At 70.8% G+C, this 26,969-nt stretch carries 25 protein-coding genes; 3 read left to right on the top strand and 22 right to left on the bottom strand.

From position 1 onward, the window contains the following. Positions 1 to 43 precede the first annotated feature (43 nt). Positions 44 to 1,312 (bottom strand): DUF418 domain-containing protein, encoded by a 1,269-nt coding sequence (locus BLW84_RS18125; RefSeq protein WP_093266789.1) that lies wholly within the window; start codon positions 1,310 to 1,312, stop codon positions 44 to 46. 171 nt (positions 1,313 to 1,483) lie between these two features. On the opposite strand from BLW84_RS18125, the gene BLW84_RS18120 reads away from it, so the two are divergent. Next, positions 1,484 to 2,695, top strand: a complete 1,212-nt coding sequence (locus BLW84_RS18120) for a sensor histidine kinase (RefSeq protein WP_093266787.1) — start codon at positions 1,484 to 1,486, stop codon at positions 2,693 to 2,695. Between the two features lie 22 nt (positions 2,696 to 2,717). On the opposite strand, the gene bla is transcribed toward BLW84_RS18120, so the two are convergent. The 9 genes from bla to BLW84_RS18070 all read right to left on the bottom strand — a co-directional run bounded on the left by bla (position 2,718) and on the right by BLW84_RS18070 (position 11,362). Then, positions 2,718 to 3,635: a class A beta-lactamase gene (gene bla, locus BLW84_RS18115; protein ID WP_093266786.1), complete on the bottom strand. Its 918-nt coding sequence runs from the start codon at positions 3,633 to 3,635 to the stop codon at positions 2,718 to 2,720. Between the two features lie 152 nt (positions 3,636 to 3,787). Continuing rightward, positions 3,788 to 4,684 carry a serine hydrolase gene (locus tag BLW84_RS18110; protein ID WP_093266784.1) on the bottom strand — a complete coding sequence of 299 codons (897 nt, stop codon included), beginning with the start codon at positions 4,682 to 4,684 and terminating at the stop codon, positions 3,788 to 3,790. Beyond that, positions 4,681 to 5,565: a LysR family transcriptional regulator gene (locus BLW84_RS18105; RefSeq protein WP_093266783.1), complete on the bottom strand. Its 885-nt coding sequence runs from the start codon at positions 5,563 to 5,565 to the stop codon at positions 4,681 to 4,683. The genes BLW84_RS18110 and BLW84_RS18105 overlap by 4 nt, the downstream gene beginning before the upstream one ends. 122 nt (positions 5,566 to 5,687) lie before the next feature. After that, entirely contained in the window at positions 5,688 to 6,710 is a 1,023-nt protein-coding gene (locus tag BLW84_RS18100) for a YdcF family protein (protein ID WP_245761221.1), read from the bottom strand. 60 nt (positions 6,711 to 6,770) lie between these two features. Then, positions 6,771 to 6,950, bottom strand: a complete 180-nt coding sequence (locus BLW84_RS18095; RefSeq protein ID WP_093266782.1) for a hypothetical protein — start codon at positions 6,948 to 6,950, stop codon at positions 6,771 to 6,773. Next, positions 6,947 to 7,714, bottom strand: a complete 768-nt coding sequence (locus BLW84_RS18090; protein ID WP_093266780.1) for an IclR family transcriptional regulator — start codon at positions 7,712 to 7,714, stop codon at positions 6,947 to 6,949. The genes BLW84_RS18095 and BLW84_RS18090 overlap by 4 nt, the downstream gene beginning before the upstream one ends. An 85-nt stretch (positions 7,715 to 7,799) precedes the next feature. After that, a complete protein-coding gene (gene dnaK, locus BLW84_RS18085; protein ID WP_093266779.1) occupies positions 7,800 to 9,632 on the bottom strand; it encodes a molecular chaperone DnaK in 1,833 nt (610 codons plus the stop codon). A 193-nt stretch (positions 9,633 to 9,825) separates the two neighbouring features. Continuing rightward, positions 9,826 to 10,404: a DUF6578 domain-containing protein gene (locus tag BLW84_RS18075; RefSeq protein ID WP_093266776.1), complete on the bottom strand. Its 579-nt coding sequence runs from the start codon at positions 10,402 to 10,404 to the stop codon at positions 9,826 to 9,828. Positions 10,405 to 10,426: 22 nt separating this feature from the next. Beyond that, the gene (locus tag BLW84_RS18070; RefSeq protein WP_093266775.1) at positions 10,427 to 11,362 is read right to left on the bottom strand and encodes a CPBP family intramembrane glutamic endopeptidase; all 936 of its coding nucleotides are present in this window, start codon (positions 11,360 to 11,362) and stop codon (positions 10,427 to 10,429) included. A 98-nt stretch (positions 11,363 to 11,460) separates the two neighbouring features. Between BLW84_RS18070 and BLW84_RS18065 the strand changes: the two genes are divergently transcribed. Continuing rightward, positions 11,461 to 12,351, top strand: a complete 891-nt coding sequence (locus BLW84_RS18065; protein ID WP_093266773.1) for a DUF2268 domain-containing putative Zn-dependent protease — start codon at positions 11,461 to 11,463, stop codon at positions 12,349 to 12,351. A gap of 68 nt (positions 12,352 to 12,419) precedes the next feature. On the opposite strand, the gene BLW84_RS18060 is transcribed toward BLW84_RS18065, so the two are convergent. Continuing rightward, positions 12,420 to 13,523 (bottom strand): nucleotide disphospho-sugar-binding domain-containing protein, encoded by a 1,104-nt coding sequence (locus tag BLW84_RS18060; RefSeq protein WP_093266772.1) that lies wholly within the window; start codon positions 13,521 to 13,523, stop codon positions 12,420 to 12,422. Positions 13,524 to 13,691: 168 nt separating this feature from the next. On the opposite strand from BLW84_RS18060, the gene BLW84_RS18055 reads away from it, so the two are divergent. After that, a complete protein-coding gene (locus tag BLW84_RS18055) occupies positions 13,692 to 14,660 on the top strand; it encodes a hypothetical protein (RefSeq protein WP_245761220.1) in 969 nt (322 codons plus the stop codon). Between the two features lie 45 nt (positions 14,661 to 14,705). On the opposite strand, the gene BLW84_RS18050 is transcribed toward BLW84_RS18055, so the two are convergent. The 11 genes from BLW84_RS18050 to BLW84_RS18000 all read right to left on the bottom strand — a co-directional run bounded on the left by BLW84_RS18050 (position 14,706) and on the right by BLW84_RS18000 (position 26,482). Further along, complete coding sequence (locus tag BLW84_RS18050) at positions 14,706 to 15,851, bottom strand: MCE family protein (protein ID WP_093266771.1); 1,146 nt, start codon at positions 15,849 to 15,851, stop codon at positions 14,706 to 14,708. Beyond that, the gene (locus BLW84_RS18045) at positions 15,851 to 16,999 is read right to left on the bottom strand and encodes an MCE family protein (RefSeq protein WP_093266769.1); all 1,149 of its coding nucleotides are present in this window, start codon (positions 16,997 to 16,999) and stop codon (positions 15,851 to 15,853) included. Before BLW84_RS18045 ends, BLW84_RS18050 begins: the two co-directional genes overlap by 1 nt. Further along, positions 16,996 to 18,147 (bottom strand): MCE family protein, encoded by a 1,152-nt coding sequence (locus BLW84_RS18040; RefSeq protein ID WP_093266768.1) that lies wholly within the window; start codon positions 18,145 to 18,147, stop codon positions 16,996 to 16,998. Before BLW84_RS18040 ends, BLW84_RS18045 begins: the two co-directional genes overlap by 4 nt. Further along, entirely contained in the window at positions 18,147 to 19,166 is a 1,020-nt protein-coding gene (locus tag BLW84_RS18035; RefSeq protein ID WP_093266766.1) for an MCE family protein, read from the bottom strand. The genes BLW84_RS18040 and BLW84_RS18035 overlap by 1 nt, the downstream gene beginning before the upstream one ends. Then, complete coding sequence (locus BLW84_RS18030; protein WP_093266765.1) at positions 19,163 to 20,200, bottom strand: MCE family protein; 1,038 nt, start codon at positions 20,198 to 20,200, stop codon at positions 19,163 to 19,165. The genes BLW84_RS18035 and BLW84_RS18030 overlap by 4 nt, the downstream gene beginning before the upstream one ends. Beyond that, positions 20,197 to 21,522 (bottom strand): MCE family protein, encoded by a 1,326-nt coding sequence (locus BLW84_RS18025; protein WP_093266763.1) that lies wholly within the window; start codon positions 21,520 to 21,522, stop codon positions 20,197 to 20,199. Before BLW84_RS18025 ends, BLW84_RS18030 begins: the two co-directional genes overlap by 4 nt. Continuing rightward, entirely contained in the window at positions 21,519 to 22,370 is an 852-nt protein-coding gene (locus BLW84_RS18020; protein WP_093266762.1) for an MlaE family ABC transporter permease, read from the bottom strand. Before BLW84_RS18020 ends, BLW84_RS18025 begins: the two co-directional genes overlap by 4 nt. A gap of 4 nt (positions 22,371 to 22,374) precedes the next feature. After that, positions 22,375 to 23,106: an MlaE family ABC transporter permease gene (locus BLW84_RS18015; protein ID WP_093266930.1), complete on the bottom strand. Its 732-nt coding sequence runs from the start codon at positions 23,104 to 23,106 to the stop codon at positions 22,375 to 22,377. 157 nt (positions 23,107 to 23,263) lie between these two features. Beyond that, the gene (locus BLW84_RS18010; RefSeq protein WP_093266760.1) at positions 23,264 to 24,010 is read right to left on the bottom strand and encodes a glucose 1-dehydrogenase; all 747 of its coding nucleotides are present in this window, start codon (positions 24,008 to 24,010) and stop codon (positions 23,264 to 23,266) included. Position 24,011: 1 nt separating this feature from the next. Then, positions 24,012 to 25,520 carry an aldehyde dehydrogenase family protein gene (locus tag BLW84_RS18005; RefSeq protein WP_093266759.1) on the bottom strand — a complete coding sequence of 503 codons (1,509 nt, stop codon included), beginning with the start codon at positions 25,518 to 25,520 and terminating at the stop codon, positions 24,012 to 24,014. Positions 25,521 to 25,600: 80 nt separating this feature from the next. Continuing rightward, positions 25,601 to 26,482: a 3-oxoacyl-ACP reductase gene (locus tag BLW84_RS18000; protein ID WP_093266757.1), complete on the bottom strand. Its 882-nt coding sequence runs from the start codon at positions 26,480 to 26,482 to the stop codon at positions 25,601 to 25,603. Between the last annotated feature and the right edge of the window lie 487 nt (positions 26,483 to 26,969).

The following is a 26,969-nucleotide window of genomic DNA, read 5'->3' as shown; positions in this document are numbered from 1 at the left end:
CCGCCGGGTGCGTTCCCGGCGGGCAGGCGTCGTACCGGGCCGGTCAGCGGGCGACCGCGGCGGCGACTCGGACCGACGTCCGGTGCAGGACCCGTTCCAGCGGGCCGCGGCCGAGGAATGGTCGCCACAGTCCGCAGAACAGCATCGAGACCAGCGCGAAACCGATCAGCGGGAGCCACGGGTGCTCCGCAATCGCCGGTGCCGCGGTGTCCGCCAGGATCTTCAGCGCCACCGCCTGCGCCGTGTAGACGGTCAGCGCCAGGGCGCCGACCGCCGTCAGCGGAGCGAGCACCCGGCCCAGCCGGTCGCCGGCGAACAGGCAGAGCGCGAGGACCGCCAACGCGGTACCGGTGGAGCCCACGATCTCGAACGTCGTGCCGGAATGCGGCGCCGCCAGCAGCAGCAGCGCCGGGGTGCGCGCGGGCACCGTCCCGAAGTTCGACATGTGCAGGAGCTCCAGCGGGCTCTTCCCGAGCTCGGCCGCAATCGGGCTCAGGGCGTCCAGCAGCGGCGAAAGCGCTTTCATGCCACCGAAGACGTTCAGCGCGAGCCACGACCCGCCGTATCCGGCGACCGCCGCACCGGCACCCGCCGCCAGCAGCCGCAGCCGGACGGCCGTCGAGCGCAGGTCGAGCCGCCCGACCGCGATGCCGACGAACACGAACGGCATCCAGGTCAGCACCGGGTACGCGCCGTCGAGCAGCAGCCGCAGCAGCCCGGCCCCGGCTTCCTGCAGCGAAGCCAGGTCGCTGAAGGACAACGCGCCGCCCGCCGTTTCCGCGCTGTCGAACGAACGGCGGATGAGGAACGAGACCTGCGGGGCGACGAGCGCCCACACCCCGGCGAGCACCGCGAGCGCCGCGGGAGGCATCCGCAGCACCGGCAGGGCGAGCACGAAGTAGATCGCGTAGAACGACAGGATCACCATGATCGGGGTACCGAGCTGGGTCAGCGCCATGCCGAGCACGAACAGGATCGCCGCCCGGACGGCGATCCGGACGCGATCCCGCCGCAGCAGCGCGCCGTCGTGCGGATCGCTGCCGCCGGTGAGCAGCGCGAGCGACACACCGGCCAGCGTGGCGAACAGGATCGACGCGTGCCCGTTGCCGAGCTTCGCCAGCACCTCCGCCGCCGTGCCCGCCCGCGGATCCAGCATCGCCGGCCCGATGTGCGCGATGAACATGCCCAGCACCGCCAGCGCGCGGGCCAGGTCGACTCCGCTCAGGCGTGCTCGCGGGCGCACTGCTCGCGGATCGGGTATCTCGACGGCGCCGGGCACTGCGGCCGTTCGGCTTTCGTTCGCGTGAACCATGGACCAAAGCTATGGCGGGCGGTCCTGCGCGGACATCGACCGCGAGTCCCATTCGGTGATCATTCCCGGATCGCAGGAACCCGTGCGCCGCAACGCGGAAGTCATACCTGAGTAGTACGACCGCAGGCCAATTCGGTCGGCGCGTCGTTCCCATACGCTTGCACCGTGGCAATGCGGAGTCTGATCGCCAACTTCCCGGGCAAGTTCGCCCCCGACGAGCAGCCGAACTTCGTCGGCACGCGGCCGGCCTGGCTGGCGCGGGTGCCCCGGTGGGTGATCCTCGCCGTCATCAGCGGCTGCGTCTTCGTCCTCTCGGTGTGGTCCACCGTCCTGAACAACCCGGACCACGATCTCGAGATGTGGTGGCAGCTGGCGACCGGGCTCGTGGGCTCGCTCGCCCTGCTGTGGATGCGGCGGTTCCCGGCCACCGTCGCCCTGGCCGCGACGGTCACGCACCTGGCGACGCCGTTCTACCTGGGCGGTTACGTCGCGCAGTACGCGCTGGGCGCCTACGGCCGGAAGCGCTGGCAGATCTGGGGCACCGCCGCGGTGAGCATCGTCGCGTCGCCGGCGTTCCTGCGCGAGATCGCCGCGTTCAGCAGCATCGGCAACTTCGCCGCGCTGGTGATCATGATGTCGCTGCTCAACCTGTTCCCGCTGGTCGTCGGGCTCTACATGGCCGGTCGTCGCGCGCGGCTGGCCCACTGGGTCGAGCGCGCCGAGCGGGCCGAGCGGGAGCAGGCCCTCATCGCCGAGCGGACCCGCGGCGAGGAGCGCGCCCGCATCGCCCGCGAGATGCACGATTCCATCGCGCACCAGGTGAGCCTGGTCGTGGTGCACGCGGGCGCGCTGGAGCTGCTGGCCGAGCGCGATCCCGCGAAGGCGGCCCGGGCGGCCGCGACCATCCAGGAGGTCGGCCGCGGCGCGCTGAACGAGCTCCGGCAGATGATCGGCGTGCTGCGCTCGGACCCCTCCGACCAGCGGCCCGAGCCGCCCCAGCCGACTCTGCAGGACGTCGAAGCGCTCGTCTCCGCCTCCAGCGACGCCGGTCTGGCCGCCGAGCTGCGCGTCGACGGCGACCGCCGGCGGCTGCCCGACCACGTCGAGCGCGCCGCGTACCGGGTCATCCAGGAGGCGCTGACCAACGTGCACAAGCACGCGGGCGGCTCGCAGGCCTCGGTCGCGCTCTCCTACCGGCCCGAGAACCTGGAGATCTCGGTGCGCAACAGCCGCCCCGCCGAAGGCTTCGAGCGCAGCCTGCCCAGCGGCGGGCAGGGTCTGATCGGGCTCGCCGAGCGCGTGCAGCTGGCGGGCGGCGACATCGACTCGGGGCCTCTTCCCGACGGCGGTTTCCGAGTGACCGCAACGCTGCCCGCCAGCTGACGTCCGTCCACAGTGGCCGATATCAGCCCAGCGCCGCGGCGACGATGCGCGCGGTGTCGGCGTGCAGCCCGTTGTCGACCTTGTCGTCCTTCCTCGGGCGAGTGGTCAGGACGGCGATGACGATCGCCTGGCCGCGGTCGGTCCAGGTGACGGCCACGTCGTTGCCCGAGGCGTAGTCACCGGTGCCGGTCTTGTCGCCGGTGCGCCAGGTCGGCGGCAGGCCCGCGCGGATCCGCGCGGCGCCGGTGGTGTTGGCGAACAGCCACCCGGTCAGCCGGTCGCGCTCGGGCGCGCCGAGGGCGTCGCCCAGCACCAGCGCCCGGTAGCCCGCGGCGATCCCGGCCGGCGTGGTGGTGTCGCGCTCGTCGCCGGGGATCGCCGTGTTGAGGTCCGTTTCCCAGCGGTCCAGTCGGGTGCTGCCGTCGCCGATCGAACGCGCGAACGCGGTGATCGCGGGCGGGCCGCCGAGCTCGGCGAGCATCAGGTTGGCCGCGGTGTTGTCGCTGCGGGTCATCGCCGCGGCGCACAGCTCGTTGACCATCATGCCGATGCCCGCGTTGGGCCCGGTGACCGGCGAGTTCGCCACCAGGTCGGCCTCGGTGTAGTGGATCAGCTTGTCGAAGTAGCCGCCCGCCAGGCCGTTCCGGTGCAGCAGGGCGCCTGCCGCGTAGGTCTTGAACGTCGAGCACATCGCGAAGCGCTCGTCGGCGCGGTACCCCATGGAACGTCCGGTGTGGACGTTGACCGCGAACAGCCCGAGCCGGGCGTCGTAGCGGCGTTCCAGGCCGGCGAAGTCCGGCGCGTGCTTGCCGGTGAGGTCCGGCCCCGCGCTGCTCGGCGCCGCCGCTACGCCGCTCGAACCGCACGCGGCCACCGCCGGGGCGGCCAGCAGCGCACCCAGGATCGTTCGACGGCCGACGCGGGTTTCGTGGTGCTGCAAGGAAATTCTCCAATCGGTTGGGTCTGCCGCCAATCAAGCAGCCCGCGACCGATAGCGCCAATCCGCGCCCGGCCCACGCCCGATAGCGAATCGATATGGCCGCAGCTGCCGGGCGGCGCCCAGCCTCTCCCGGCCCGCGAAAATAAGTTCGCTCACAACCGGCCGGAACGCAGGTCCGTGACCGCGATCCGAGCGCATTCCGCGATGGCCGCATCCACTCCGGGCAGCGCGGCGTCGGCACGGGCCGCGAGCGTGAACACCGCCACCGCGACCGGGGTTTCGCCGTCGAACTCCACCACCGACACCTCGTTGCGCACCGCGCCGATCGTGCCGGTCTTGCCCGCGACCCGGACCCCGCGGTACGGGAACCCGGCCCGGATGCGGTGCTGCCACGCCTGGTTCGCCAGCAGCCGCCGGATGAACTCGCACTGCTCCGGCGACGCGACCGCGTCGGCCCAGACGAGTTCGAGCAGCCGGGTCATCTCGCGCGGCGTGGTGGCGCTGGCGTACGACGGGTCGTACGCGCTCACCGTGCGGGCGTCGTCGTTGTCGCTGAGCAGCGCGAACGCCTCGGCCGCGGTGGTCGTGCCGGTGTCGCGGATCAGCGCGGCGTGCGAGTCTGCGGTGCCGCCGACCACGCGGGTGCGGGACAGCCCCAGGTCGGCGAGGGTGTCGGCGAGCGCGTCGAGCCCCACCTCGCCGAGGATCAGGTCCGCCGCCGCGTTGTCGGAGACGCCGATCATCGACGCGGCCAGGTCGCGCCAGGACACCGTGACCGGGTCCTGGAACGCCGACATCCCGGTGGGCCCCGGCGTGCAGGACGCGGGATCGATCCGCACCCTGGCCCGCGGGTCGAGTTCGCCGGCGTCGAATGCGCGGCACAACGCCACCAGCAGCGGCAGCTTGTAGACCGACGCGGTGACGACGAGCTCGTCGCCGCCCACGTCGATCTCCCTTTCCGACGCGGAGTTCAGCGGCTTGGCGTGCACCCAGCCTTCGGCACCGGCATCGGCCAGCACCTCGCGGATGCGGCGCTCGACCGGGCTCACCGCGGCGCCTCCGGACTCAGCGCGGCCTCGACCGCCGCGAGCACGTCGTCCGGCGGCGCAGGCTCCTGCCAGACCAGCCGCACCCGCAGCGCGAGGTCCTCCCCCGGCGCCTGCAGCCGGGTCACGCCGGAGACCTCCAGCGACGGGTCGGTGGTGAGCGCGAAGGCGCGACCGGCGGCGACCGCGGTCAGCGCGTCGCGATCGCCCGCCGCAGGCAGGAAGTCCGGGTCGAGCCCCTTGATCCGCAACGTGTCGACGAGCAGGTCGAACGCGGCCGTCCCGTGACTGCGCGGCGCGGTCGCGCAGGCCAGGCCCGCCAGCGAGCGCAGCGACTGCTTGCGCCGCGCCGCCGGGTGGTCGGCGGGCACCAGCAGCGAACGCGGGATCTTCCGGACCGGACCGGCCTGCAGGGCACCGATCAGCGCCGGGTGGTGCACGACCGCGCAGTCGAGCCGACCGGCGGTGACCGCGTCGACGAGATCGACCGTCGAGGCCGTCGTGATGATCACGGTTCGCGCCGCCGGATCGGGCGCGGCGGCCCGCACCGCGGCGGTCAGGGCCGCGACCTGCCGGTCGCTGAGCGCCGCGACGACGCCGACGCGCACCGCGCCGCGGTTCTCCCGCTGGCGGCGCGCTTCCTCCTGGAACTGCTCCGCGCCGTCGAGCAGGGCCCGCGCCCTGGGCAGCAGCTCGGCCCCGGCGGTGGTCAGCCCCACGCCGCGAGAACCCCTGGTCAGGAGGGTGACGCCGAGTTTCGTCTCGAGCCGTTGGACGCCCTGCGACAGCGGCGGCTGCGTCATCCCGAGCCGGTCCGCGGCATGTCCGAAATGGCCTTCCTCGGCCACGGCGACGAAGAAGCGAAGATGACGCAAGAGATCCACGCCCCGATCCAAACAGATCCCCGGGCGGGCACTCACGGGGCCGGTTCGACGGGCTCCTCGCTAGGTGTTCGGGCGTCGACCATCCGCAGCCGCGCGAAGCGGCGGCCTACCCCTCAGCGACCCTAGAAAGCGGGCAGCACGGTCGTGATGATCAGGAACGCGCAGATGCCGAAGTTCACGATCTTGTGCGACAGGAAGACCGCCACGAACTCGCGGATCGTCGCGCTCGGCCAGAAGTAGCGCGCCGTCGGCGAACCGATCACCTGGCCGTTGACCTTCTCCTTGCGCGTGATGGTGGCGGCGCGCATGACGTGGTAGTTGTTCGTCACCACCACGCACCGGTACTTCGGCCGGTGCTGCTGCATGATCGCCTTGCTGAACCGCAGGTTCTCCTCGGTGCTGCGCGACTGGTCCTCGACCAGGATCCGGTCCTCCGGCACGCCCTTGTCGATGAGGTAGTCGGCCATCGCGCGCGCCTCGGGCAGGTCCTCGCCCGGCCCCTGGCCGCCGGAGGTCACCAGCATCGGGTCGCGGCCCTTCGCCCGCTGGGCGTCGAACGCGGCTCGACCGCGGTCGAGCCGGCTGGCCAGCAGCGGCGGCACGCGCGAGCCGATCAGGCCGGAACCGAGTACCACGATGAAGTCGACGGCGCGGCGTTGCCGGATCCGGCCGTAGACGAAGGAGTAGAGCAGGAAGCACATGAACAGCAGCGAGACGTAGGAGATCACGGCGCCCACCGCGTCCATGAACACCTGCAGCGGCACCCACCGGGTGCCATTGGCGAGCATCCGCAATCCGATGTAGCCGAAGATCCCGATTCCCGCGGCCAGCGACAGCAGGTTGGCCAGGCGTTTGCCCTCCCGGCGCAGCATCGTCACGCCGTTGGCGACCAGGAAGATCGCGAGCACCAGGATCATCAGCAGGAAGAGAAGCACCAGCAGGACGAGCACGAACCCGGCTACGATCACCGACTTCGAAGCGAGCGCCATCAGCGACGCGCCGACCAGGAACAGGAGCGCGAAGAACAGGTAAAGACCGTTGCGCATCTTCCGGCGGTCGAAGGCGAAGCTCACCAAGAAAATTGCGAAGAAGACACCCGACGGCACGAAGAAGAGCGCGATGGGAACCTGGTAGTCGTCGTGCACGGCGGAAGCGTAACCGATGATGGTTTGGACCGGGGCCGCGCGTTTCGACAGCCGAGCGTTTTAGCGCCAGCGGCCGAGTTCCGGGAGTTCTCCGCCTTCGGCCTTGAGCTCGCCCGGGCCCCGGCCGGACAGATCCACAGTGGATCCCCGCACCACGCGCGGGGTCTCGCCGCCGATGTCCCCCCGGCGCTCGGCGTCCCGGTCGTCCGGGCGGAGCAGCAGCGCCGGGCCACCGGTCACAGGTCGGGCAGGGATTTGAGGTCGATCTCGGCCCGGGCGACCGCGGCGCGCATCTCGCGCACCAGCACCGGGATCCGCTTGGGGGCGAAGCGCGCCGCGGGGGCCGAGATCGACAGGGCACCGACCGGCTCCCCCGAGGCGTCGTGGACGCACATACCGACCGCCGCCACCCCGTCTTCGGTTCGCTCGCGGTTGATGGCGTAGCCGGTCTCGCGGGCCGCCTTGAGCTCGCGCAGCAGCGTCTTCCACTCCCGCTCCGGGAGTTGCCGGTCCGGCTGGCCCGGCCGGTAGAGCTGATCCAGCTGGGCGCGCTCCAGCTCCGCCAGCAGCGCTTTCCCGCCCGAGGACAGGTGCGCGGGCAGGATGGTGCCGCGCCGGTCGCCGACGTGCAGGACCTGCGTCGACTCGACGCTGGCGAGGAACCGGGTCTGGATGCCCACCCGGACCATCAGGTTCACCGTCTCGTGCACCCGCTCGCACAGCGCGTCCATGTGCGGGTGGAGCGCCTTGCGCAACTGCTGGTTCGGGTGGCCGGCCACCTGGTTCGCGGCCAGCGCCGGACCCGGCACGTAGGTGCGCCGGTCGTCCTGGATCGCGAAGTCCCGGTACACCAGCATCGACAGCAGGCGGTGCGCGGTGGAGCGGGCGATGCCGAGCTCCTCGGCCGCCTCGCTGACCCGCAGGCCGCCCTGGTCGCGCAGCATCTGCAGGAGCAGCAGCGCGTTGTCGACGGACGTCAGCGCGTAGGGCGGTTTGTTCTTCATGCTGGAATTCTATTCTTCTCCAGCGAACATCGACCCAGGATGCGAAGCGCGGCGAAACCGCAACGATCCACCGTGGAGCGTTCGGTCACTCCTTATTCTTGTCGTCCTCGTCGATGATCTCGGCGTCGACCACGTCCTCTTCCGCCTGCCGCGCCTCGCCATCTCCGGCCGCGGCCTGCTGGTGGCCGTAGATGGCCTGGCCGATGGACTGCGAGGTCGCCGCGAGGTGGTCGACCGCCGCGCGGATCTTGTCGACGTCGTCGCCCTTCAGCGCCTCGTTGACGTCCTTGATCGCGTCCTGCACCTGCGTCCGGGTGTCGGCCGGGATCTTGTCGGTGTTGTCGGTGAGGACCTTCTCCGTCTGGTAGACCAGCGTTTCAGCCTGGTTGCGGGTCTCCGCCTCCTCGCGGCGCTTGCGGTCCTCGTCGGCGTGCGCCTCGGCGTCCTTGACCATCCGGTCGATGTCGTCCTTCGGCAGCGCCGAGCCGCCGCTGATCTTGATGGACTGCTGCCGGCCGGTGCCGAGGTCCTTCGCGTTGACGTGCACGATGCCGTTGGCGTCGATGTCGAAGGTGACCTCGATCTGCGGCATGCCGCGCGGCGCGGGTGGCAGGCCGGTCAGCTCGAACATGCCGAGCTTCTTGTTGTGCGCGGCGATCTCGCGCTCGCCCTGGAAGACCTGGATCATCACGGACGGCTGGCTGTCCTCGGCGGTGGTGAAGGTCTCCGAGCGCTTGGTCGGGATCGTGGTGTTGCGCTCGATCAGCTTGGTCATGATGCCGCCCTTGGTCTCGATGCCCAGGGACAGCGGCGTCACGTCGAGCAGCAGGACGTCCTTGACCTCGCCGCGCAGCACACCGGCCTGCAGGGCGGCGCCGACGGCGACGACCTCGTCCGGGTTCACGCCCTTGTTCGGCTCCTTGCCGTCGGTGAGCTCGCGGACCAGGTCGGTCACGGCGGGCATCCGCGTCGCCCCGCCCACCAGCACCACGTGGTTGATGTCGCCGACCTTGATCCCCGCGTCGCGGACCGCGTTGTTGAACGGCTTGCGGCAGCGCTCCAGCAGGTCGGAGGTGATGCGCTCGAACTCGGCGCGGGACAGCGTCTCGTCCAGGAACAGCGGGTTCTTGTCCGCGTCGACCGTGATGTACGGCAGGTTGATGCTGGTCTGCGAGGTGCTGGACAGCTCGATCTTGGCCTTCTCCGCGGCCTCCTTGATCCGCTGCATGGCCATCCGGTCCTTGGTCAGGTCGATGCCCGACGAGCCCCGGAACCGGTCCACCAGCCACTCGACGACCCGCTCGTCCCAGTCGTCACCGCCGAGGTGGGTGTCGCCCGAGGTGGCCTTCACCTCGACCAGCCCCTCGCCCACGTCCAGCAGCGAGACGTCGAAGGTGCCACCACCGAGGTCGAAGACCAGGATGGTCTGCTCCTTCTCGCCCTTCTCCAGGCCGTAGGCCAGCGCCGCCGCGGTCGGCTCGTTGATGATCCGCAGCACGTTCAGCCCGGCGATCTGGCCGGCTTCCTTGGTCGTCTGCCGCTGCGAGTCGTCGAAGTACGCGGGCACCGTCACCACCGCGTCGGTGACGTCCTCACCGAGATAGGACTCCGCGTCCCGCTTGAGCTTCATCAACACGCGGGCGCTGATCTCCTGCGGCGTGTAGGACTTGTCGTCGATCTGGACCGACCAGTCGGTGCCCATGTGCCGCTTGACCGACCGGATGGTGCGGTCCACGTTGGTGACCGCCTGGTTCTTCGCGGGCTGCCCCACCAGCAGGTCGCCGTTCTTCGCGAAGGCCACCACCGACGACGTGGTCCGCGAGCCCTCGGAGTTGGCGATCACCGTCGGTTCGCCGCCCTCCAGCACGGCCACCACCGAGTTCGTCGTCCCCAGGTCGATTCCCACCACGCGCCCCATCACGAGCTCCCCTCCGACCCGCCGGTGGGCGGGTCCCGCGAGGCCGACACCTTCAGTATGGGAACGCCCCACGCCTGCGGCCACCTGGGCAAAGGCCGCCCGCGCCGCACGGGCCCGGCGGGTCGGTCCGCGACGTCCGACGCGCCGAAGACAACGTTGTCGCCCTGGCCGCTCCCCGCCGGGCCGGCGATGCTCACGACGCCGCGGGCGGCCCGCCGGACGTTTCGAGCTCGACCAGCACCGAGTTGGTATCCCGCCAGTAGCCGCCGCGTTCCGGCGGCGTCGAGCGGGGCATGTGCTTCGGCGCGCGCTGAACGCTCTCGAGTTCAGCGGTGCCGTCGACGGGTCGCCAGCAGCGATCCCGCAGCTCGTACTCCCACGACACCAGCCACACCGCGGTGACCCGCCCGCCCGTCCGCCGGTCGTCGGGCGACCGGGCGGAGTGGTGGTCTTCGTGCAGTACTCCGGTAAGCGTGATCTCCGCGGGAAGCGGCTCCGGCACCGATACGAACGCGCGGACGCCGCCGGCCATCGCCACCGCGGGCACAGTTCCCTCGGTCGTTCGCGCTCTGAAGCCTTCCGGGACAGAGCGGCGTTCCAGCCTCGCCCGGAGCGCCATGTCGGTCGGGATCGCCGATGCGGACCACTTGCTCCACTCCAGCCACCAGGACACTTGGTCGCCCACGGCGGGAGGCGTTCCGCAGCACTCGATCTGCCAGCCGTCCAGCAGGACGGGCACCGTCAGCCGGTGCCGAGCTTCGGCGGCGCTCACCGCGCCGAGGTGAATCCGATCTTCAACATGCCCCGATCGTACCGGCGGAGTGGGCCGGGCGGCTGCGGGTGGCGATTCCGAGGCGGCGGGCGCGGCGGTCGATCCACCACGTGTAGGCCACGGTCAGGACCGTGGTCGGCAGGACGTCCCACAGCGAGTAGCTGCCGCTCTGGTCGAGGCTGGGCACGCCCTGGGCCCCGGAGAACACGGCGAAGGTCGCGTTGTTCACCACGTGCAGCGCGATCGCCGCCTCCAGCCCGCCGGTGCGGATGGTCAGCCAGCACATGGCCATCGCGAAGATGAAGAGGTCGGCGAACACCAGCGGCTCGATGTAGTCGTGCAGCGCCACGAACAGCACCGAGGTGGCCAACGCCCCCGGCCACGGCGTGCGGGTCCAGGAGGCGAAGGTCTGCACCAGCCAGCCGCGGCACAGGTACTCCTCGGCGGCGGCCTGCAGCGGCACGAGCGTCACGGCGATCGCGAGCACCGCCAGGAACGTCGGCCAGCCCGGCCACGACGCTGCGTCCCAGTCCGGCGCCAGGGCGAATTCGACGGCGGCGATGACGGCGAAGCCCAGCACCGCCCATCCACCGCAGTGCAACAGCCAGCGCCAGCGCAGCCGTCCCTCCACACTGGACACCGTGCCGACCGGGCGGCGCTGCGACCACCGCGCCGTCAGCAGGACCGCGGGCAGGATGACGGCGATGGTGGCGAAGCCGAACCCGAATTCCCACAGCGGGGCGGAGAAACTCCCCTCGGCGTCCAGGCCGATGCCCACCAGCACCGCCAGGCCCATACCGACGGAGGCGGTCACCACCAGGAACACCGCCGCAAGCCCGACCAGCAGCAGGATCCCCACCAACGGTCGCCACCAGCGGTGCGCCGCCGTGCGCGCGAGCAGGTGGTACGGCACTCCCTGGGCATCGACGGCCGCGACCGATTCCCGCTGAAGACTCATCCCGGTCCCTTTCAGATCATTCTTCGGGCTAGAGACTAAAGCCCCCGCCGCGGGACGCTTTGACCCTCCAGCGACTGGAGACCCTACGGTCCCGAACCATGAAGATCGTTGTTCATGACACGGCGTCCGCCATGCTCGACCTCCTCCAGCGACCGCAGGCGGAGCGGCGCGACGCCCTGCGGGAGATGCTCAGCCCGCTAGAGCCGGCGATGTCCGTGATGGGGGATGTGGACCTGGTCCAGATGTACGAAATGGGCGGCAGCGGCTTCCGGCTCGACTGCGAGGACCCGCGATACGTGCCCGCGCTGCGCCAGATGCAGGAAGCCGAGGTGTGGAGCCGCGTCGAAGAGTCCCTCGCCGCCGCTTGGGCGCGGATCAGCGGCGCGGTGCCCGGCATCGGGCACGCCGACACCGTGCACGTCGTCGTGGTGCTCGGCAACCCCGATGACGAGCAGCTGATGGCGCGCAGCGCCGGGTACTTCGGCCTGGGCGGGTTCCCGGGCGCGATCCAGCTCTACATGTGGCCCACCGAGACGAGCCTGGCCAAGATCGACCACGCCGCCGCGCACGAGCTGCACCACAACGTGCGCTACGCGAACGTCGTCTGGGACCCCGCTGCCGTCACGGTCGGGGAACACGTCGTCGCCGAGGGCTTGGCCGAGGCGTTCGTGCGGGAGCTGGCCGGTGAGCAGGCCGTGGGCCCGTGGTCCCAGGCGCTGACCGGCGCGGAACTGGACTCGGCGTACCGGAAGATCGCGGCGGCCATCGACGTGGCCGGGATGCAGAACCTGCCCCCGTACGTCTTCGGCGACGCCACGGCCCAGCGCATGGGACTGCAACCGGTGGGGCTACCGGATTTCGCCGGATACGCGGCGGGCCTGCGCATCGTCGACGCGCACCTGGCGGCCTCCGGCCTGACCGCGGCGGAGAGCACGGCCCTCCCGGTGCGAGAGGTCCTCACCAACGCGGGCGTGCCAACCAACGCCTGATTACGAGGGCTCCGACCGGCCCGTGCGTACTTTGTGCTGCTATAGCAACACAAAGTACACACGGGCCACTACCGCAGGTTTTCCAGGCGGGGCACCAGGTCTGCCGGGGCGGGCATGGCCTCCATCTCCGCGCGGACCTCGGCTGCCGCCTTCTTCATGGCTCCGTCGGTGATCAGGCGGGTCAGGTCCGCGGCCTCGATCCGCTTCGCCGACACCGCAAGGCCCGCTCCTCGCTCCGCCACCCGTTCCGCGTTGAACTTCCGGTCACCCGGGCCGGGCGTGACCAGTTGCGGGAGGCCCGCCGCGAAGGCCCCGAAGATGCTGCCCGCGCCGCCGTGGTGCACCACCGCCGCGCACGTCGGCAGGATCGCGTTGATCGGGACCCAGTCGACCGTGCGGACGTTTTCCGGCAGGGCGCGACTCGCGGTCTTGGCGTCCGGGCGGACCAGCACGATCTCCGCGTCGACCGCGGCGGCCGCGGCGACGACCGCCGGCATCGGGCTCGCACCGGGACCGTTGACCGTGCTGCGGCTGACCAGGATTCGGGGCTGCTCAGGGGTTTCCGCCAACCAGTCCGGCACCTCGCCCTCACCGCTGAACGGCTCGCACCGCATCGGCAGGCCGTCGCGGGCGCCGACGATGCTCGGCGGCGCGATGGTCAAGGTCGCCGCGGCAGGCGGTAGCGCCGCCACACCATGGCGGGCCAACGGCGCGGCCATCCTGGTGGCGCCGAACACTTCCGGTCCGTCGAACAGCGCATTCTCGTGCAGCACCGCCGGAATTCCCCGGCTCGCCGCGGCCAACGCACCGGCGGCGGCGAGGGGTTCGTGGATGACGAGATCCGGCTTCCACCGGTCGACGAGCGCCACCACCCCATCCGCGATCTGGTCGTTCACCGCGCCGAAGAGCCGGGACACGGTGCGGAGTCCGCCGTCCCCGGCCAGTTCGGCGCGGGCCAGCAGCGGGTGCCGCAGCATGATCCCGCGCGCGACCCGGCCGAACCGGAATCCCGGCGCGACGTCGGCGATCTCGATCCCGCTGTGCCGGGCGTTAAGGCCGTCTTCGGCCGTAGCGGCCAGCACGTCGTGCCCGGCGTCGCGCAGGGCCTGCGCCAACGGGAGCAGCGGCAACAGATGCCCGAGCAACGGGGCCGAAACGACAAGTATCCGCATACCAGGACCGTATTCGACCCGTGCGTACTTTGTGCTGCTATAGCAACACAAAGTACGCACGGGCCTTCCAGCCAGGCCGGACCGCATCGGCCGCATTTCCGGGTGCTCCTGACCACCCGAAGTGGTGACGGGTGTATCTGTGCGAGACGCCGGCTCCTCTATGAGGATGTGCCGTTCCACATCCGAGAGACCGACCAAGCCGACTGGCAGTCACTGAGCCGCGGGCAGCACACCGTCTTCACGTGCAAGCAGCTGCGAAAGTTCGGCATCAGCTATGCCACGGTCCGGGCGAACATCGCGGCCCGGCGCTGGCAACGCGTCCACCGTGGGGTGGTCGCCTTGTTCAGCGGCCCGCTCCCCCGCGAAGCCCGGCTCGCCGCCGCCCTCCTCTACGCCGAGTTCCCGGCCGCGCTCAGCCATCGCACCGCCGCACAGGAATGGGGCTGGTTGTCCGCCGATGACGAACCCGTCCACGTCACCGTTCCCTTCGGGACGTCCGCCGTCCCGCAGAAAGGCGTTGTGGTCCACCGCAGTCGCGCCTTCCGGCACACCGTCGTCTCCCACGACCCGCCGCGAACGTCACGTGCCGACACCGTCATCGACCTGGCCACGGCCGAACCCGACGAGGCGGCAGCCGAGCGCACCCTGTTGACGATCGCCTCCGCGAACCGGGTCGGGGCAGACGAGATCCGCGCCCGGCTGGCGGCTAGACCGGCCTACCGCTACAGCGCCGCCCTCGATCGAGCGGTCCGGCTGCTCTCCGAAGGGCTCACCTCGATGCTGGAGGCCCGTTACTTCCTGGACGTCGAACGGGCGCACGGCATTCCTCGCGCGCGACGCCAGGTGCCTGTTCACGCGTTCGGCCGCAGGCTCTTGGAGGACTGCAGCTACGAAGGCATCGGTGTGCCGCTGATCGTCCGGTTGGACGGCCGGGCGTACCACAGCGACGCCGAAACCGCGTTCCGCGACCGGCGGCGGGACAACAACGCCGAGCTCAGCGGAACGGCTCGGCGCGTGTACGGCTGGCAGGACGTCGACCGCGCCCCGTGCGCGGTGGCACGTGAGGTGGTGACGGTGCTTCGGCGAGAGGGGTGGCAAGGGCCGACGAGAAGGTGCCGGAGGTGCCTGGGCCCGTGAGTACTTTGTGCTGCTACAGCGACACGAAGTACTCACGGGGTCCGCTCACGGCACGAACGGCGGCGGTGGCGCGACCGGGTCCGGGACCGGGGCCCGAGGGGCGTTCTGGGAACCCCGGACGCTGATCACGCTGCCCGGGGGCTCCGCGCAGTGCAGGTCTTCGTTCGTCGGGCCCGGCGCCGTCTCGCTTCCCGGGCGACGGGGCGTGCCCTCGTAGCCCCTGGTGCAGGCGATCGGGTTGAAGAAGTTCAGCACCAGGCCGAGGTGTCCGGTGCCGTCCGGCGACAGCGTGTGCGAGAACGCCGAGATCACCGGCAGCGCCACCAGCATCTGCTCCATCGCCGGGCCGCGCACGTCGGTGATCTGCATCGTGGTCAGCATGTTCGCCACCACCACGCCGAAATCCGTGCCCGCGCTCCGCAGCAGCGCGTCGACCTCCTGGCTCGCCGCGGGCGCGCCGTTGATGATCCGCCGCAGGTCCGGGTCGGATTCCTTCAGCCGCCCGGAGATCTCCCGCAGCCCGCTGCTGAACGACACGATCTGCTCCGACTGCTGCTGCTGGGTGCGCAGCACGACGTCGCTGTTGGCCAGCAGCCCGGTGGTCTGCGGGAGGTGCTGGCCGGCGGCGGCCGTCACCGAACTGGTCGCGTCCAGCATGCGCTGCAGGTGGCCGCCGGTGCCGTCGAACGCCGTGCCGACCTCGTCGACGACCGTGCGCAGGTCGTCGACCGGCACGCTGCCGACCAGCCGGTCCAGGTCGACCAGCAGCGATTCCGGCGCCGGCGGCACCTCGGTGCGCTCCTGCTCGATCGTCGAGCCCGCCGCCAGGTACGGGCCGCCGTCGCGCTCCGGGCGCAGGTCGAGGTACTGCTCCCCCACCGCCGAGCGGTTGGCCACCGCGGCCCGGGCGCCGGCCGGGATCGGCGGCGCGGCGTCGTCGATGTGCAGGTCGACGTCGATGCCCGCGTCGGTGAGCCGCATCTCGGTGACCCGGCCGACCGCGACGCCGCGGTAGGTCACCTCGGAGTTGGTGAACAGCCCGCCCGAGTCCGCCATCCGCACCGTCACGGTGTAGCCGCTGCCGCCGAAGTAGCGGTCCAGCCCGGCGTACTGCCCACCCGCGTAGCCGACGCCCACGACCGCCAGCGCCAGGAACAGCCCGAGCCGGATCTTGATCTTCCGCGCGAACATCAGCGTCCTCCCAACTGGATCGGCGGCACCACCGGGCCCGACGGCGGCGCCGGGATCGGCAGCGGCGGCAGGGCCGGTACCGGCGGTGGCGGCCGCAGGCCCGGCTGGCCCGCGTCGCTGAGGCCGGGGATCGGGATCAGCGGGCCGGAGGAGCGGGTGAGGTTCTCCATGATCGTGCTCAGGTCCAGGTCGAACCGCACGTCCGCGTTGACGAAGTCGCCCTTGAGCGGCTTCATGACGTACTCCGGGAACGGGTAGGTCGCGAGGTAGGCGATGGCGTCCGGCAGCGCGTCGCCGGTCTCGGCGAGTTTCTGCAGCGTCGGCGCCAGCGCGTGCAGGTCGGCGACCATGTCATCCTTGCTGCGGTTGACGGTCTGCACCGCCACGCCGGAAAGCTGGTCCAGCGACTGGAGCATGGTGACGAGCTGGCCGCGCTGCTCCTCCAGGGTTCGCAGGCCGGGGCCCAAGCCGTCGATCGCGCCCGCGATCTGATCGGTCTGCCCGCGCAGCGTCGACGAGAGCCGGTTGATGCCGTCGATGGCGCGGGTGATGTTCTCCTTCTGCCCGTCCAGCCGGGTGACCGTCTCGTTGAGATTTCCCAGCAGCAAACGGATTTCCGCCTCGTTGCCGGTGAACGCGCCGTTGAGCTCGCGCACGATGTCCTGCAGCTGCGCCACGCCGCCGCCGTTGAGCAGCATCGACAGCGCACCCAGCACCTCTTCGACCTGCGGGTTGCGGTTGGTGCGCTCCAGCGGGATCACCGCGCCGTCGGACAGCGCGCCCTCCGCCGCGCCGGCCGGCGCCGCGAGCTCGACGAACTTCTCCCCCAGCAGGCTCGACTGCCGCAGCTGGGCGCCGGCGTTGGCGGGCAGCCGGACGTCGCCGTTGACCGCCATGTGCACCAGCGCGGTGGTGTTGTCGGGGCTCAGCTCGATCCGCTCCACCCGCCCGACCGCGACGTCGTTGACCTTCACGCTGGACTGCGGCACCAGGTCGAGCACGTCGGCGAAGTGCGCCGTCACCTGGTACGGGTTCGGGCCCAGCTCCGCGCCGCCGGGCAGCGGGGCGTTGTAGAGCCCGGTGAAACCCGCTGTGCCGCAACCGGAAACCAGCAGCGCCGCCAGCAGCACCGGAACCAGCCGTCTCATCGCGGTCCCTCCTGCCGGGCTGCGTCCACCAGCGGCAGCGGCGGCAGTTGGCCCTGCTGCAGGTAGTGCATGGTTTCGCCGATCGACGGGATCTGCAGCTTGCCGTCCAGGTACGGCGCGAGCTTGTCGCAGGCGTCCTTGAGGCCCTGCGGCACCGGCTCGGGCATGCTGTGCTGGATCAGCTTGCACACCATCAGCACCGGCGGATGGGTGAGCTCGTTGAGGTGGCCGCGGACCGTGACGCTGCCGGAGGCCGCGTCGTAGGAGTTGATGAAGTTCGTCGCGCCCAGCGGTGCGACGTCGAGCACCTCCGCCAGCGCCTCGCGCTGGTCCACCAGCTGCTGCGTCACGCCGGTCAGGTTGTTCACGTTGGACGTCATGAGTTCCCGGTTGTCGCGGATGAACCGGGAGACGTCGTCCAGCGCGACGGCCAGCGAACTCAGCGCGGCGCCCATCTGCTGCTGCTCGCCGGCGAGGAATCCGGTGACGTCGTCGACGCGCCCGTAGAACTCCTGGATCTGCCGGTCGCTGGCGGCGAGCGTCGCGGTGAAGGTGTTCAGGTTGTCGACCGTGGCGAACAGGTCGTCCTGGTTCTCCTGCAGGGTGCCCGCGAGGTCGCCGAGCTGCTTCACCGTGGCGTTGAGGTCCTTGCCGTTGCCCTCCAGCGCGGCGGCCGAGGTGGACAGCACCTCCGACAGCGCTCCGGTGCTGTTCGCGCCGTCCGGGCCGAGGGCCTGCGCGAGCGCGTTGGCGCTGCGGTAGAGGTCGTCGAGTTCGGCTGGTGTCGCGGTGCGGTCCTTGGCCAGCACCGCGCCCGAAACCAGTTCCGCGCCACCGGAATAGGCCGGGGTGAGCTGCACGTACCGGTCGCTGACCAGGCTCGGCGCGACCACCACGGCCTTCGCGTCGGCCGGGATCTGCACGTCGTCGTCGACGTGCATGTCGACCCGCACCACGTCGCCCTGCGGCACGACGCCGTCGATCTTGCCCACCTCGACGCCCAGCACCCGCACGCTGGATCCGGCGTAGACCCCGACGGCGCGGTCGAAGTACGCGGTGATCTGCTTGCCGGGATCGGTGAACAGCCACCACAATCCCGCGCTGACGAGCAGCGCCAGCGCGCATCCGATTCCGACCACTTTGGACATCAGCCACCTCCGACGGGCCGGGTCGGCACCGGGATCTCGCAGGACGTCGTGTTCGTCTGCAGCGGCCCGGAGTTGATCGCGGGCGGGAACAGGCCGCACAGGTAGCCGTCGAACCACCGGCCGTTGCCCACCGTGTTGTTGAAGCCGCGCACGTACGGCGCCATCGCCGCCACGACGCGACCGAGGTCGTCCTGGTTGCGCTGCAGCATTTCGGTCAGCTGGTTGAGCTGCTCCAGCGTCGGCCGCAGCTGCTGCTGGTTGTCGGCGACCACGCCCCGCAGCTCGTCGGAGAGCCGCTGGGTTCCGGCCAGCAGCGCCGAAATCGCCTCCTTGCGGCTCTGCAGCTCGGTCAGCAGCAGGTTTCCGTCCGAGATGAGCCGCTGCACCTGGCCGTTGCGGTCGGCGACGATCTTGCTCACGCCGCTGGTGTTGCGCAGCAGGTCGGCGAGCTGCTGGTCGCGCGAGGCGATGGTCTGCGACAGCTGCGAAAGCCCGTCGATGGCCTGGCCCATGTGCTGCGGCGCGCCGCGGAAGGTGTCCGACAGGACGCGGAAGCTCTGCGCGAGCTGCTGGGTGTCGACCTGGTCGGCGGTGCGGGTCAGCTGGTCGAGCGCGTCCGGGATGTCGAACGGCGCGGCGGTCCGCTCGACCGGGATCGGCTCCGCGAGCTCCGAATCGCCTTCCGGTTGCAGCGCCAGGTACTTCTCGCCGAGCAGCGTCTTGATCTCGATGCTCGCCCGGCTGCGGTCGCCGAGCTGGGCGTCGTCGACGCGGAACGCCACCAGGACCCGGTTGCCCGCCAGCGAAACGTCGGTGACCTCGCCGGACTTGACCCCGGCGATCTGCACGTCGTTGCCCGCCGCGAGCCCGGCCGACTCGGAGAAGTAGGCCTCGTAGGTGGTGCCGCCGCCGATCACCGGCAGGTCCTTGGCGAAGAACGCGCCCAGCGTGGCGCAGGTGATGAGCACGACGGCGACCAGGCCGACGACGGCCTGGTTCCGCTCCCGCAACGGCTTCATGACGGCTTGCACCTCTCCGGCATCTCCGAGGCCGGCAGCGGCAGGATCGGGATCGTGATGTTGAGCTCGGAGATCCCGACCGTGCCCGAGATCCGGCACAGGTAGAAGTTGAACCAGCTGCCGTAGCTGACGGTCCGGGTCAGCGCGTTCAGCCGCTCGGGGATGTTCTGCAGGTCGGCCTCCAGCTTCGGCTGCTCGGCGTTGAGGATGCCAGCGACCCGGTTCAGCTCGCCGATGCTGCTCTGCAGCGGCGGCCGCGCCTCCTCCAGCAGGCCGGCGGTGGTGTTGGAAAGCTCGCCGAGCGCGGCGACGGCCTCCCCCACCGGCTGCCGCTGCTGGGCGAATCCGCTGGTCAGCTGCTGCATCGAGGTGATCAGCTCGCCCAGCTGCGGGCCGCGCGCGTTGACGGTGGTCAGCACGACGTTGAGGTTGTCGATGACCTGGCCGATCACCTCGTCCTTGCGGGCGATCGTGGACGTCAGCGACGCGGTGTGGGCGAGCAGGCTGTCCACCGTGCCCGCCTCGCCCTGCAGCACCTGGACGATCTCGCCCGAGAGCTGGTTGACGTCCTGCGGCGAAAGCGCCTGGAACAGCGGCTTGAACCCGTTGAACAGCGCGGTGAGGTTCAGCGCCGGATGGGTCCGCTCCAGCGGGATCTCGCCGCCCGGCGGCAGCACGTCCGCCGGGTCGCGCAGCGCCGCGTCCAGCGCCAGGTAGCGCTGGCCGGCGAGGTTGCGGAACTTCACGGTCGCGGCGGCGTCGCTCGGGAGGCGCCGGCCGGCGTCGAGGTCGAAGCGCACCAGGGCGTGCTTGCCGTCGACGACCTCCAGCCCGGTCACCCGGCCCACCTTCACACCCGCCATCCGCACGTCGTCGCCGACGTCCAGGCCGGAGGCGTCGGCGAACCGCGCGCCGTAGGAGTCGGCGGAACCGGAGGTGGAGGCGGCGATGGTCATCGCGAGCACCCCGGTGAGCGTGATCGTGACCGCCGCGAAGATCAGCAGCTTGACCAGCGGCGCGGCTATGGACCTCATTTCACCGTCACCTCCGCCCCGCGGTACACCGGGCCGACCAGCAGCCCGCTCCAGTCCGGCACCTCCGAGCGCGGCACGCCCATCTGCGGCGCCAGCAGCGTCGACAGCAGGTCCCGCTCAGCAGGCGTGTTCACCACCGACTGCGACGTGGTGGACGCCGGTTTCTGCTTCCACGGGAACACTTCGTCGCGGTCGCGCGGCGGCTCCGGGAAGACGGAACCGTCCTGCACCGGCCCGCCAGGCGGGTACTGCGGGAAGGTGTCCGGCGCCTCGACCCACGGGTAGCAGCGCGGCCCGCGCTGGTCCAGGTACTTCGGCGTGTCCACGCCCGGTAGGTACTTGCCGCGGCTGCCGGTGATCTCGATGGTGAACTTGGCGATCTCGGGGTTCTCGGTGCCCTTGCCGAAGGATCGCTCGGCGTTCGGGATCGAGTCCGCGAACTGCTTGAGCATGCAGGGGTACTCCGGGGCGTATTCGGCGAGGAGTTCCAATGTGGACCTCGATGTGCCGGTGAGGTTGATCAGGTTGTCCTTGTTCAGAGCCAGGAACCGGTTCAGGTCGTTCGCGCTGCCGGTGACGGTGCCCAGCATGGTGTTCAGCGCCTGCCGCTGCTCGGCGATGGTCTTGCTGGTGGTGGTCAGGTCGGACAGCGCCTGCGCCAGGTCGGGCGCGGCCTCGGCGTAGGTGTCGGCCACGTCGTCGATGCGCGCGATGACCGACTCCAGCTTCGGCAGCGACGGGTTCAGCCGCTCCAGGTAGCCGTCCAGCTGCACAAGCGTGTCGCCGAGCTGCTCGCCGCGGCCGTCCAGCGCCTGCGACACGGCGGTCAGCGTCGTCGACAGCTTCTCCGGCTGCACCGCTTGCAGGACCGGCAGCAGGTCGCCGAGCACCTTCTCGATCTCGATCGCCGATCCGCTGCGGTCCTGCGGGATGACGTCGCCGGAGGCCAGGGCCCGCGAACCGGGGCTCTCCGGGATGTGCAGGGAGACGTAGCGCTCGCCGAACAACGTCTTGGGCAGCAGCCGCGCCGACGCGCTCGCCGGGATCAGCTCCGCCTGGTCCGGCCGCAGCGCCAGGTCCAGCACCGCGTGGTCGCCCTCGGCGCGCACGCCGCGCACCTCGCCGACCACCACGCCGCGGGCCTTGACGTCGGCGCCCACCCGCATCTGGTTGCCGATCCGGTCGGTTTCGAGGCTGACCGCCACGACCTGCGTGAACGCCTTGCGGTACATGGCGATCGTGCCCGCGACGAACATCCCGGCCGCGAACAGGAAGACCACTCCGAGCGCCTGGTAGCGGCGCCTGCTCCGCGCGCCCCTCATCCGGAGATCCGAACCGTCGTGGTGGAGCCCCAGATGGCCAGGCTGAGGAAGAAGTCCAGCACCGCGACCAGCACGATCGAGGTGCGCACCGCGCGTCCCACCGCGATGCCGACGCCCGCCGGGCCGCCGCGCGCGGTGTAGCCGTAGTAGCAGTGCGTCAGGATCACCGCGACGCTGAACACGATCACCTTGCCGAAGGACCAGAGGACGTCCTCCGGCGGCAGGAACAGGTGGAAGTAGTGGTCGTAGGTGCCCGCGGACTGGCCGTAGAACCACACGGTGATCTGCCGCGACGCGAAGTACGAGCCGAGCAGCCCCACCACGTACAGCGGGATGACGGCCGCGACCCCGGCCAGCACCCGGCTGGTCACCAGGTACGGCAGCGTCCGCACGCCCATTACCTCCAGGGCGTCGATCTCGTCGGAGATCCGCATCGCGCCCAGCTGCGCGGTGAACCCGCAGCCGACGGTCGCCGACAGCGCCAGGCCCGCCGACAGCGGCGCTACCTCGCGGGTGTCGAAGTAGGCGGCGACGAACCCGGTCAGCGCCGAGGTGCCGAGCTGGTTCAGCGAGGAATAGCCCTGCAATCCGACGATCGCGCCGGTCGCGACGGTCATGCCGATCATCACGCCGAGCGTGCCGCCGATGACGGCCAGCGCGCCGCTGCCGAACACGACTTCGGTGAGCAGCCGGGCGGTTTCGCGGTAGTAGCGGCGCAGCGCGACGGGCGCCAGGGCGAGGGCGCGCAGGTAGAACGACAGCTGCCAGCCCAGTTCGGCGAGCGCGTCGCCGGGCCCGCGGGTGATCCGCCGCCGCAGCGGTGCGGCGACCGGGTCGACGACGGCCATCGGCTCACAATCCCTTCGGGGGCACGAGTTGCAGGTAGATCCCGGTGAGCACCAGGTTGATCAGGAACAGCAGCAGGAACGTGATCACCACGGCCTGGTTGACCGCGTCGCCCACGCCCTTCGGCCCGCCGGCCGGGTTGAGGCCGCGGTAGGCGGCGACGATGCCGGCGACGAACCCGTAGAGCAGCGCCTTGAACTCGCTGATCCACAGGTCGGGCAGCTGCGCGAGGGCGTTGAAGCTGGCCAGGTACGCGCCGGGGGTCCCGCCCTGCAGGATCACGTTGAAGAAGTAGCCGCCGAGCACGCCGACGACGCTGACCATCCCGTTGAGCAGCAGGGCGACCAGCACCGCGCCGATGACGCGGGGCACGATCAGCCGCTGGATCGGCGAGATCCCGAGCACTTCGAGCGCGTCGATCTCCTCGCGGATGGTGCGCGCACCGATGTCGGCGCACATCGCCGATCCGCCGGCCCCGGCCACCAGCAGCGCGGTGATCAGCGGGCTGGCCTGCTGGAGGATGGCCAGCGCGCTGGCGGCGCCGGTGAACGACTGGGCCCCGATCTGCTGCGTCAGCGATCCGAGCTGCATCGCGATGACGGCGCCGAACGGGATCGCCACCAGCGCGGTCGGGAGGATCGTGACGCTGGCGAAGAACCAGGCCTGCTGGATGCACTCCCGGACCTGGAAGGGCCGCCGCGGCATGGCCCGCAGCACCTCCCAGCCCAGCGTGGCCATCCGCCCGACCTGCGCGAACGCGCCGGCACTCCGCACTGCCACCTGCTCACCTCCCGATCCACGCTGATCCGGGGTCACTCAGTTTCAATTGAAACTGCGGGAAAACTCACCCCATCGGGTGTGGAACCGTCAGGGGTGTCCGTTGTCCCTCGCCCGGTCAGGCGAGAGCGTGCGTTGCCGTTGCGCCGCCGTCGGCCGTGAACTCCGCGCCGGTGCAGTAAGAGCTTTCGTCGCTGGCCAGGAAGACCGCGAGGGCCGCGATCTCCTCCGGCTGCCCGACCCGGCCCAGCGCGACGCGCTTGCCCACGTGCTCCATCGGGACCGGGCCGCCCGCCGCCTCGGCGATCATCTGGGTGTCGATCGCCCCGGGGTGCACCGAGTTGACCCGGATACCCAGCTTGCCGAGCTCCATCGCGGCCACCTTGGTCATCCCGCGGATGGCGAACTTGCTGGCCGAGTACGCCACCAGCAGCGGCATGCCGCCCAGACCCTCCACAGAGGACACGTTGATGATCGAGCCGCCCGCCTCCCGCATCGCCGGGATCACCTCCCGCATGCCCAGGAAGGTGCCGATCTGGTTGACCCGGATGACCCGCTCGTAGTCGGCCAGGCTGGTGTCCGCGAGCTCCGAGAAGTGCAGCACCCCGGCGTTGTTGACGAGCACGCCGACCGGCCCGAGCTCGCGCGCCGCCCGCACCGCGTCGACCCAGTCGTCCTCCGAGCCGACGTCGAGGTGCTGGTACACCGCGGCCGGGCCGAGCTCGTCGGCGAGCTCCTTGCCCGCCTCGTCGGCCACGTCCGCCAGCAGCACCTTGGCGCCCTCGGCGACGAAGCGGCGCGCCGTCGCCGCGCCCTGCCCGCGCGCGGCACCGGTGACGATCGCGACCTTGTCCGCTAACCGCATGTCACATCAACTCGTCGGTCAGCGGCAGCAGCACGGTCTTGAGCTCGGTGTACGCCTCGAAGGCGGAGCGGCCGCCCTCCCGGCCGAGCCCGGACTGCTTGTAGCCGCCGAAGGGCAGGTGCGGCTCCACCTGGAACCCGTTGATCCCGACCGTGCCGGTGCGGATCCGCTTGGCCACCCGGAACGCCCGCCGGACGTCCGATGTGTACACCCCGGCGCCGAGGCCGTACTCGGAGTCGTTGGCCATCCGCACCGCCTCGTCCTCGTCGGTGAACGGCACGACCGTCAGCACCGGGCCGAAGATCTCCTGCCGCGCGATGGTCATCGCGTTGTCGACGTCAGCGAAGACCGTCGGCTGCACGAAGTGGCCGGCGCTGAGGTCGCCGTCCGGCCGCCCGCCGCCGGTGACCAGCCGCGCGCCCTCCTCCTGGCCCTTGTCGATGAAGCCCAGCACCCGGTCCAGCTGCCGCTGGTTGATCAGCGGGCTGGACAGCACGCCCGGGTCGAACGGGTCGCCGTAGGTGACCGCGCCGGCGATCAGCTCGGCGGCGCCGACGAACTCGTCGTAGGCGTCCCGGTGCACGAGCGCGCGGGTGTGCGCGACGCAGGCCTGCCCGGAGAGCCCTAGGGTGACCATGCCCATCGCGGTCATGCCCGCGAGGCCCACGTCGGCGTCCGGGAACACGATGGCCGGGCTCTTGCCGCCGAGTTCCAGGGACACGCGCTTCATGGTGCCCGCGGAGGCCTCGACGATGCGGCGGCCGACCTCGCGGCTGCCGGTGAAGCTCACCTTGTCCACCTGCGGGTGCGTGATCAGCGCCTCGCCGGTCGGGTCGCCGGGGCCGGTGACGACGTTGACCACGCCGTCCGGGATCCCGGCCTCCAGCAGCAGTTCCACCATTCGCAGCACGCTGAACGTCGCGTACTCCGACGGCTTGAGCACCACGGTGCACCCGGCGGCCAGCGCGGGCGCGAGCTTCTGCGCGAACAGCAGGAACGGCGCGTTCCACGGCAGCACCGCGGCCACCACGCCGACCGGCTCGCGGAAGGTCATCGCCAGGTGGTCGCCGCCCTGGTACGGCGGCAGCGTCTCGCCGCCCGCCTTGTCGATCCACCCCGCGTGGTGGTCGAAGACGTCGGCCGCCACGTCCACCGATCCGGCGTAGACGGTGCCGAACGACAGCGGCACGCTGTTGTCCAGCGCCTGGCGGGCCCGCAAGTCGTCGGCGTTCTCGCGCAGCAGGTCCGCGTAGCGGCGCAGCAAGCGGGAACGCTCGCCGGCACGGGTCGACGGCCACGGTCCTTCGTCGAACGCCCGGCGCGCGGCACGGATCGCGTCGTCGACGTCGTCGGCATCGGCGACCGCGAAGTCGCCGATCGCCTCGCCGGTCGCCGGGTGGTGGTGCGTCCAGGTCCGGCTCGCGCGGGCCTGCCGCCACTGGCCGTCGACCAGCAGCAATCCGTCTTTGAGCGCCGCGGCATCGAGATGCTGCCGCACGGTCAGGGCCATCTGGCTCCTCCTCGCCTGGGGACTCTCTCGGCTGTGGGTGGCGGTGTCGATTTCGCGCGAAATCGCCGCACTCCCGATGACTAGGGCAGGGAAAGCAGCTCGGTGCTGGCGAAGTTGCGCTCCGGGTCGCGCTGCGCGAAGTAGGCGCCGACGGTGCCGGCCAGCTCGTCCTCCGTCCACAGCGGACCGCCGGTGTCGAAGCGCTGCTCGACGACGGGTGCGGCCATCAGCGCGATCATCCCGCTGTGCACCACGAAGACCTGGCCGCTGATCGCCTGCGCGGCGGGCCCCGCCAGGTAGGCGACCAGCGGCGCGACGTGGTCGGTGGACAGCGGGTCGACGCCGATTTCCGGTGCCGGGCCGAAGACTTCCTCCGTCATCGCCGTGCGCGCCCGCGGGCAGATGGCGTTCGCCCGCACGCCCATTCGCCCCAGCGCGCGCGCCGTGGACACGGTAAGCGCCGCGATGCCCGCCTTGGCCGCCGCGTAGTTCGGCTGCCCCGCCGCGCCGAGCAGGAACGCCTCCGAGGCGGTGTTGATCAGGCTGCCGTAGGTCGATCCGGTCTGCTTGTACTCGTCCCGCCAATGCGCGGCGGCGTTGCGGGACAACAGGAAGTGGCCGCGCAGGTGCACGCGGATCACGTCGTCCCACTCCTGCTCGGTCATCTTGAACAACATCCGGTCCCGCAACACGCCGGCGTTGTTCACCACCACGTGCAAGCCGCCGAAGCGCTGCACCGCGGTGCCGACCAGCTCGCCGGCGACGGCAGCGTCGGAGATGTCCCCGGCGACCGCCACGGCCTTGGCGCCGAACTCCTCGATCTCGGCCACCACCGCCGCCGCGCCGTCGGAAACGTCGTTGACCACGATGTTCGCCCCGGCGCGCGCCAAGGCCAGCGCCTCCGCGCGACCGAGCCCCGCACCCGCTCCGGTGACGATCGCGACTTTCCCGTCCAAGCTCACTGCGCCTCCCGGCTCAGTCGAAGGTCACGATCCGGCGGATCATTTCGTTGCCCGGGTTCTTCAGGGCGGCCAGGACGTCGTTGATGTCGGCCAGCGGGATCCGGCGGGAGATCATGCCCTCCAGGTCCAGACGTCCCGCGCGCCACAGGCTCTAGCACCGCTGCCTTCACCGGTTGGCCTCCTCACCGAGATCGCCCGCGCTGTTACCCAAGCCACAGTAGAACGTGTTCTCACTTGCAATCAAGAGCCGGGGCGCAGTTCCGAGAATATTAGCCGAATGCGCTGGTTTCTGAGTTTGCAACCAGTTCTACCGATTCGCGAGGACCGGCCATCCGGGCCACGCCGATCGGCCATCCAGCCCGCACAACGAGCCAGCCAGCCCCCGGTGACTGCTCCATTCGGGGAGCGATCCGAACTCCGCGCCGCCATAGAACCGGTTTTCATCACCGGCCGTGGCACGACGCTCGCAAAAAATCACTCGTGGCAG

This window comes from Saccharopolyspora shandongensis, from assembly GCF_900106995.1.
In the GTDB taxonomy this organism is placed as follows: domain Bacteria; phylum Actinomycetota; class Actinomycetes; order Mycobacteriales; family Pseudonocardiaceae; genus Saccharopolyspora; species Saccharopolyspora shandongensis.
This window is presented reverse-complemented; position numbering and strand designations above follow the sequence as displayed.

Excerpts from the sequence above, each read along its gene's own strand:
- BLW84_RS18020 (WP_093266762.1), bottom strand. The coding sequence starts at position 22,370 with ATGGCCGTCGTCGACCCGGTCGCCGCACCGCTGCGGCGGCGGATCACC.
- BLW84_RS18120 (WP_093266787.1), top strand. The coding sequence starts at position 1,484 with ATGCGGAGTCTGATCGCCAACTTCCCGGGCAAGTTCGCCCCCGACGAG.
- BLW84_RS18125 (WP_093266789.1), bottom strand. The coding sequence starts at position 1,312 with ATGGTTCACGCGAACGAAAGCCGAACGGCCGCAGTGCCCGGCGCCGTC.
- BLW84_RS18065 (WP_093266773.1), top strand. The coding sequence starts at position 11,461 with ATGAAGATCGTTGTTCATGACACGGCGTCCGCCATGCTCGACCTCCTC.
- BLW84_RS18050 (WP_093266771.1), bottom strand. The coding sequence starts at position 15,851 with ATGTTCGCGCGGAAGATCAAGATCCGGCTCGGGCTGTTCCTGGCGCTG.
- BLW84_RS18045 (WP_093266769.1), bottom strand. The coding sequence starts at position 16,999 with ATGAGACGGCTGGTTCCGGTGCTGCTGGCGGCGCTGCTGGTTTCCGGT.
- BLW84_RS18040 (WP_093266768.1), bottom strand. The coding sequence starts at position 18,147 with ATGTCCAAAGTGGTCGGAATCGGATGCGCGCTGGCGCTGCTCGTCAGC.
- BLW84_RS18070 (WP_093266775.1), bottom strand. The coding sequence starts at position 11,362 with ATGAGTCTTCAGCGGGAATCGGTCGCGGCCGTCGATGCCCAGGGAGTG.
- BLW84_RS18005 (WP_093266759.1), bottom strand. The coding sequence starts at position 25,520 with ATGGCCCTGACCGTGCGGCAGCATCTCGATGCCGCGGCGCTCAAAGAC.
- BLW84_RS18010 (WP_093266760.1), bottom strand. The coding sequence starts at position 24,010 with ATGCGGTTAGCGGACAAGGTCGCGATCGTCACCGGTGCCGCGCGCGGG.
- BLW84_RS18015 (WP_093266930.1), bottom strand. The coding sequence starts at position 23,106 with ATGGCCACGCTGGGCTGGGAGGTGCTGCGGGCCATGCCGCGGCGGCCC.
- BLW84_RS18030 (WP_093266765.1), bottom strand. The coding sequence starts at position 20,200 with ATGAGGTCCATAGCCGCGCCGCTGGTCAAGCTGCTGATCTTCGCGGCG.
- BLW84_RS18090 (WP_093266780.1), bottom strand. The coding sequence starts at position 7,714 with ATGAAGAACAAACCGCCCTACGCGCTGACGTCCGTCGACAACGCGCTG.
- BLW84_RS18025 (WP_093266763.1), bottom strand. The coding sequence starts at position 21,522 with ATGAGGGGCGCGCGGAGCAGGCGCCGCTACCAGGCGCTCGGAGTGGTC.
- BLW84_RS18060 (WP_093266772.1), bottom strand. The coding sequence starts at position 13,523 with ATGCGGATACTTGTCGTTTCGGCCCCGTTGCTCGGGCATCTGTTGCCG.
- dnaK (WP_093266779.1), bottom strand. The coding sequence starts at position 9,632 with ATGGGGCGCGTGGTGGGAATCGACCTGGGGACGACGAACTCGGTGGTG.
- BLW84_RS18035 (WP_093266766.1), bottom strand. The coding sequence starts at position 19,166 with ATGAAGCCGTTGCGGGAGCGGAACCAGGCCGTCGTCGGCCTGGTCGCC.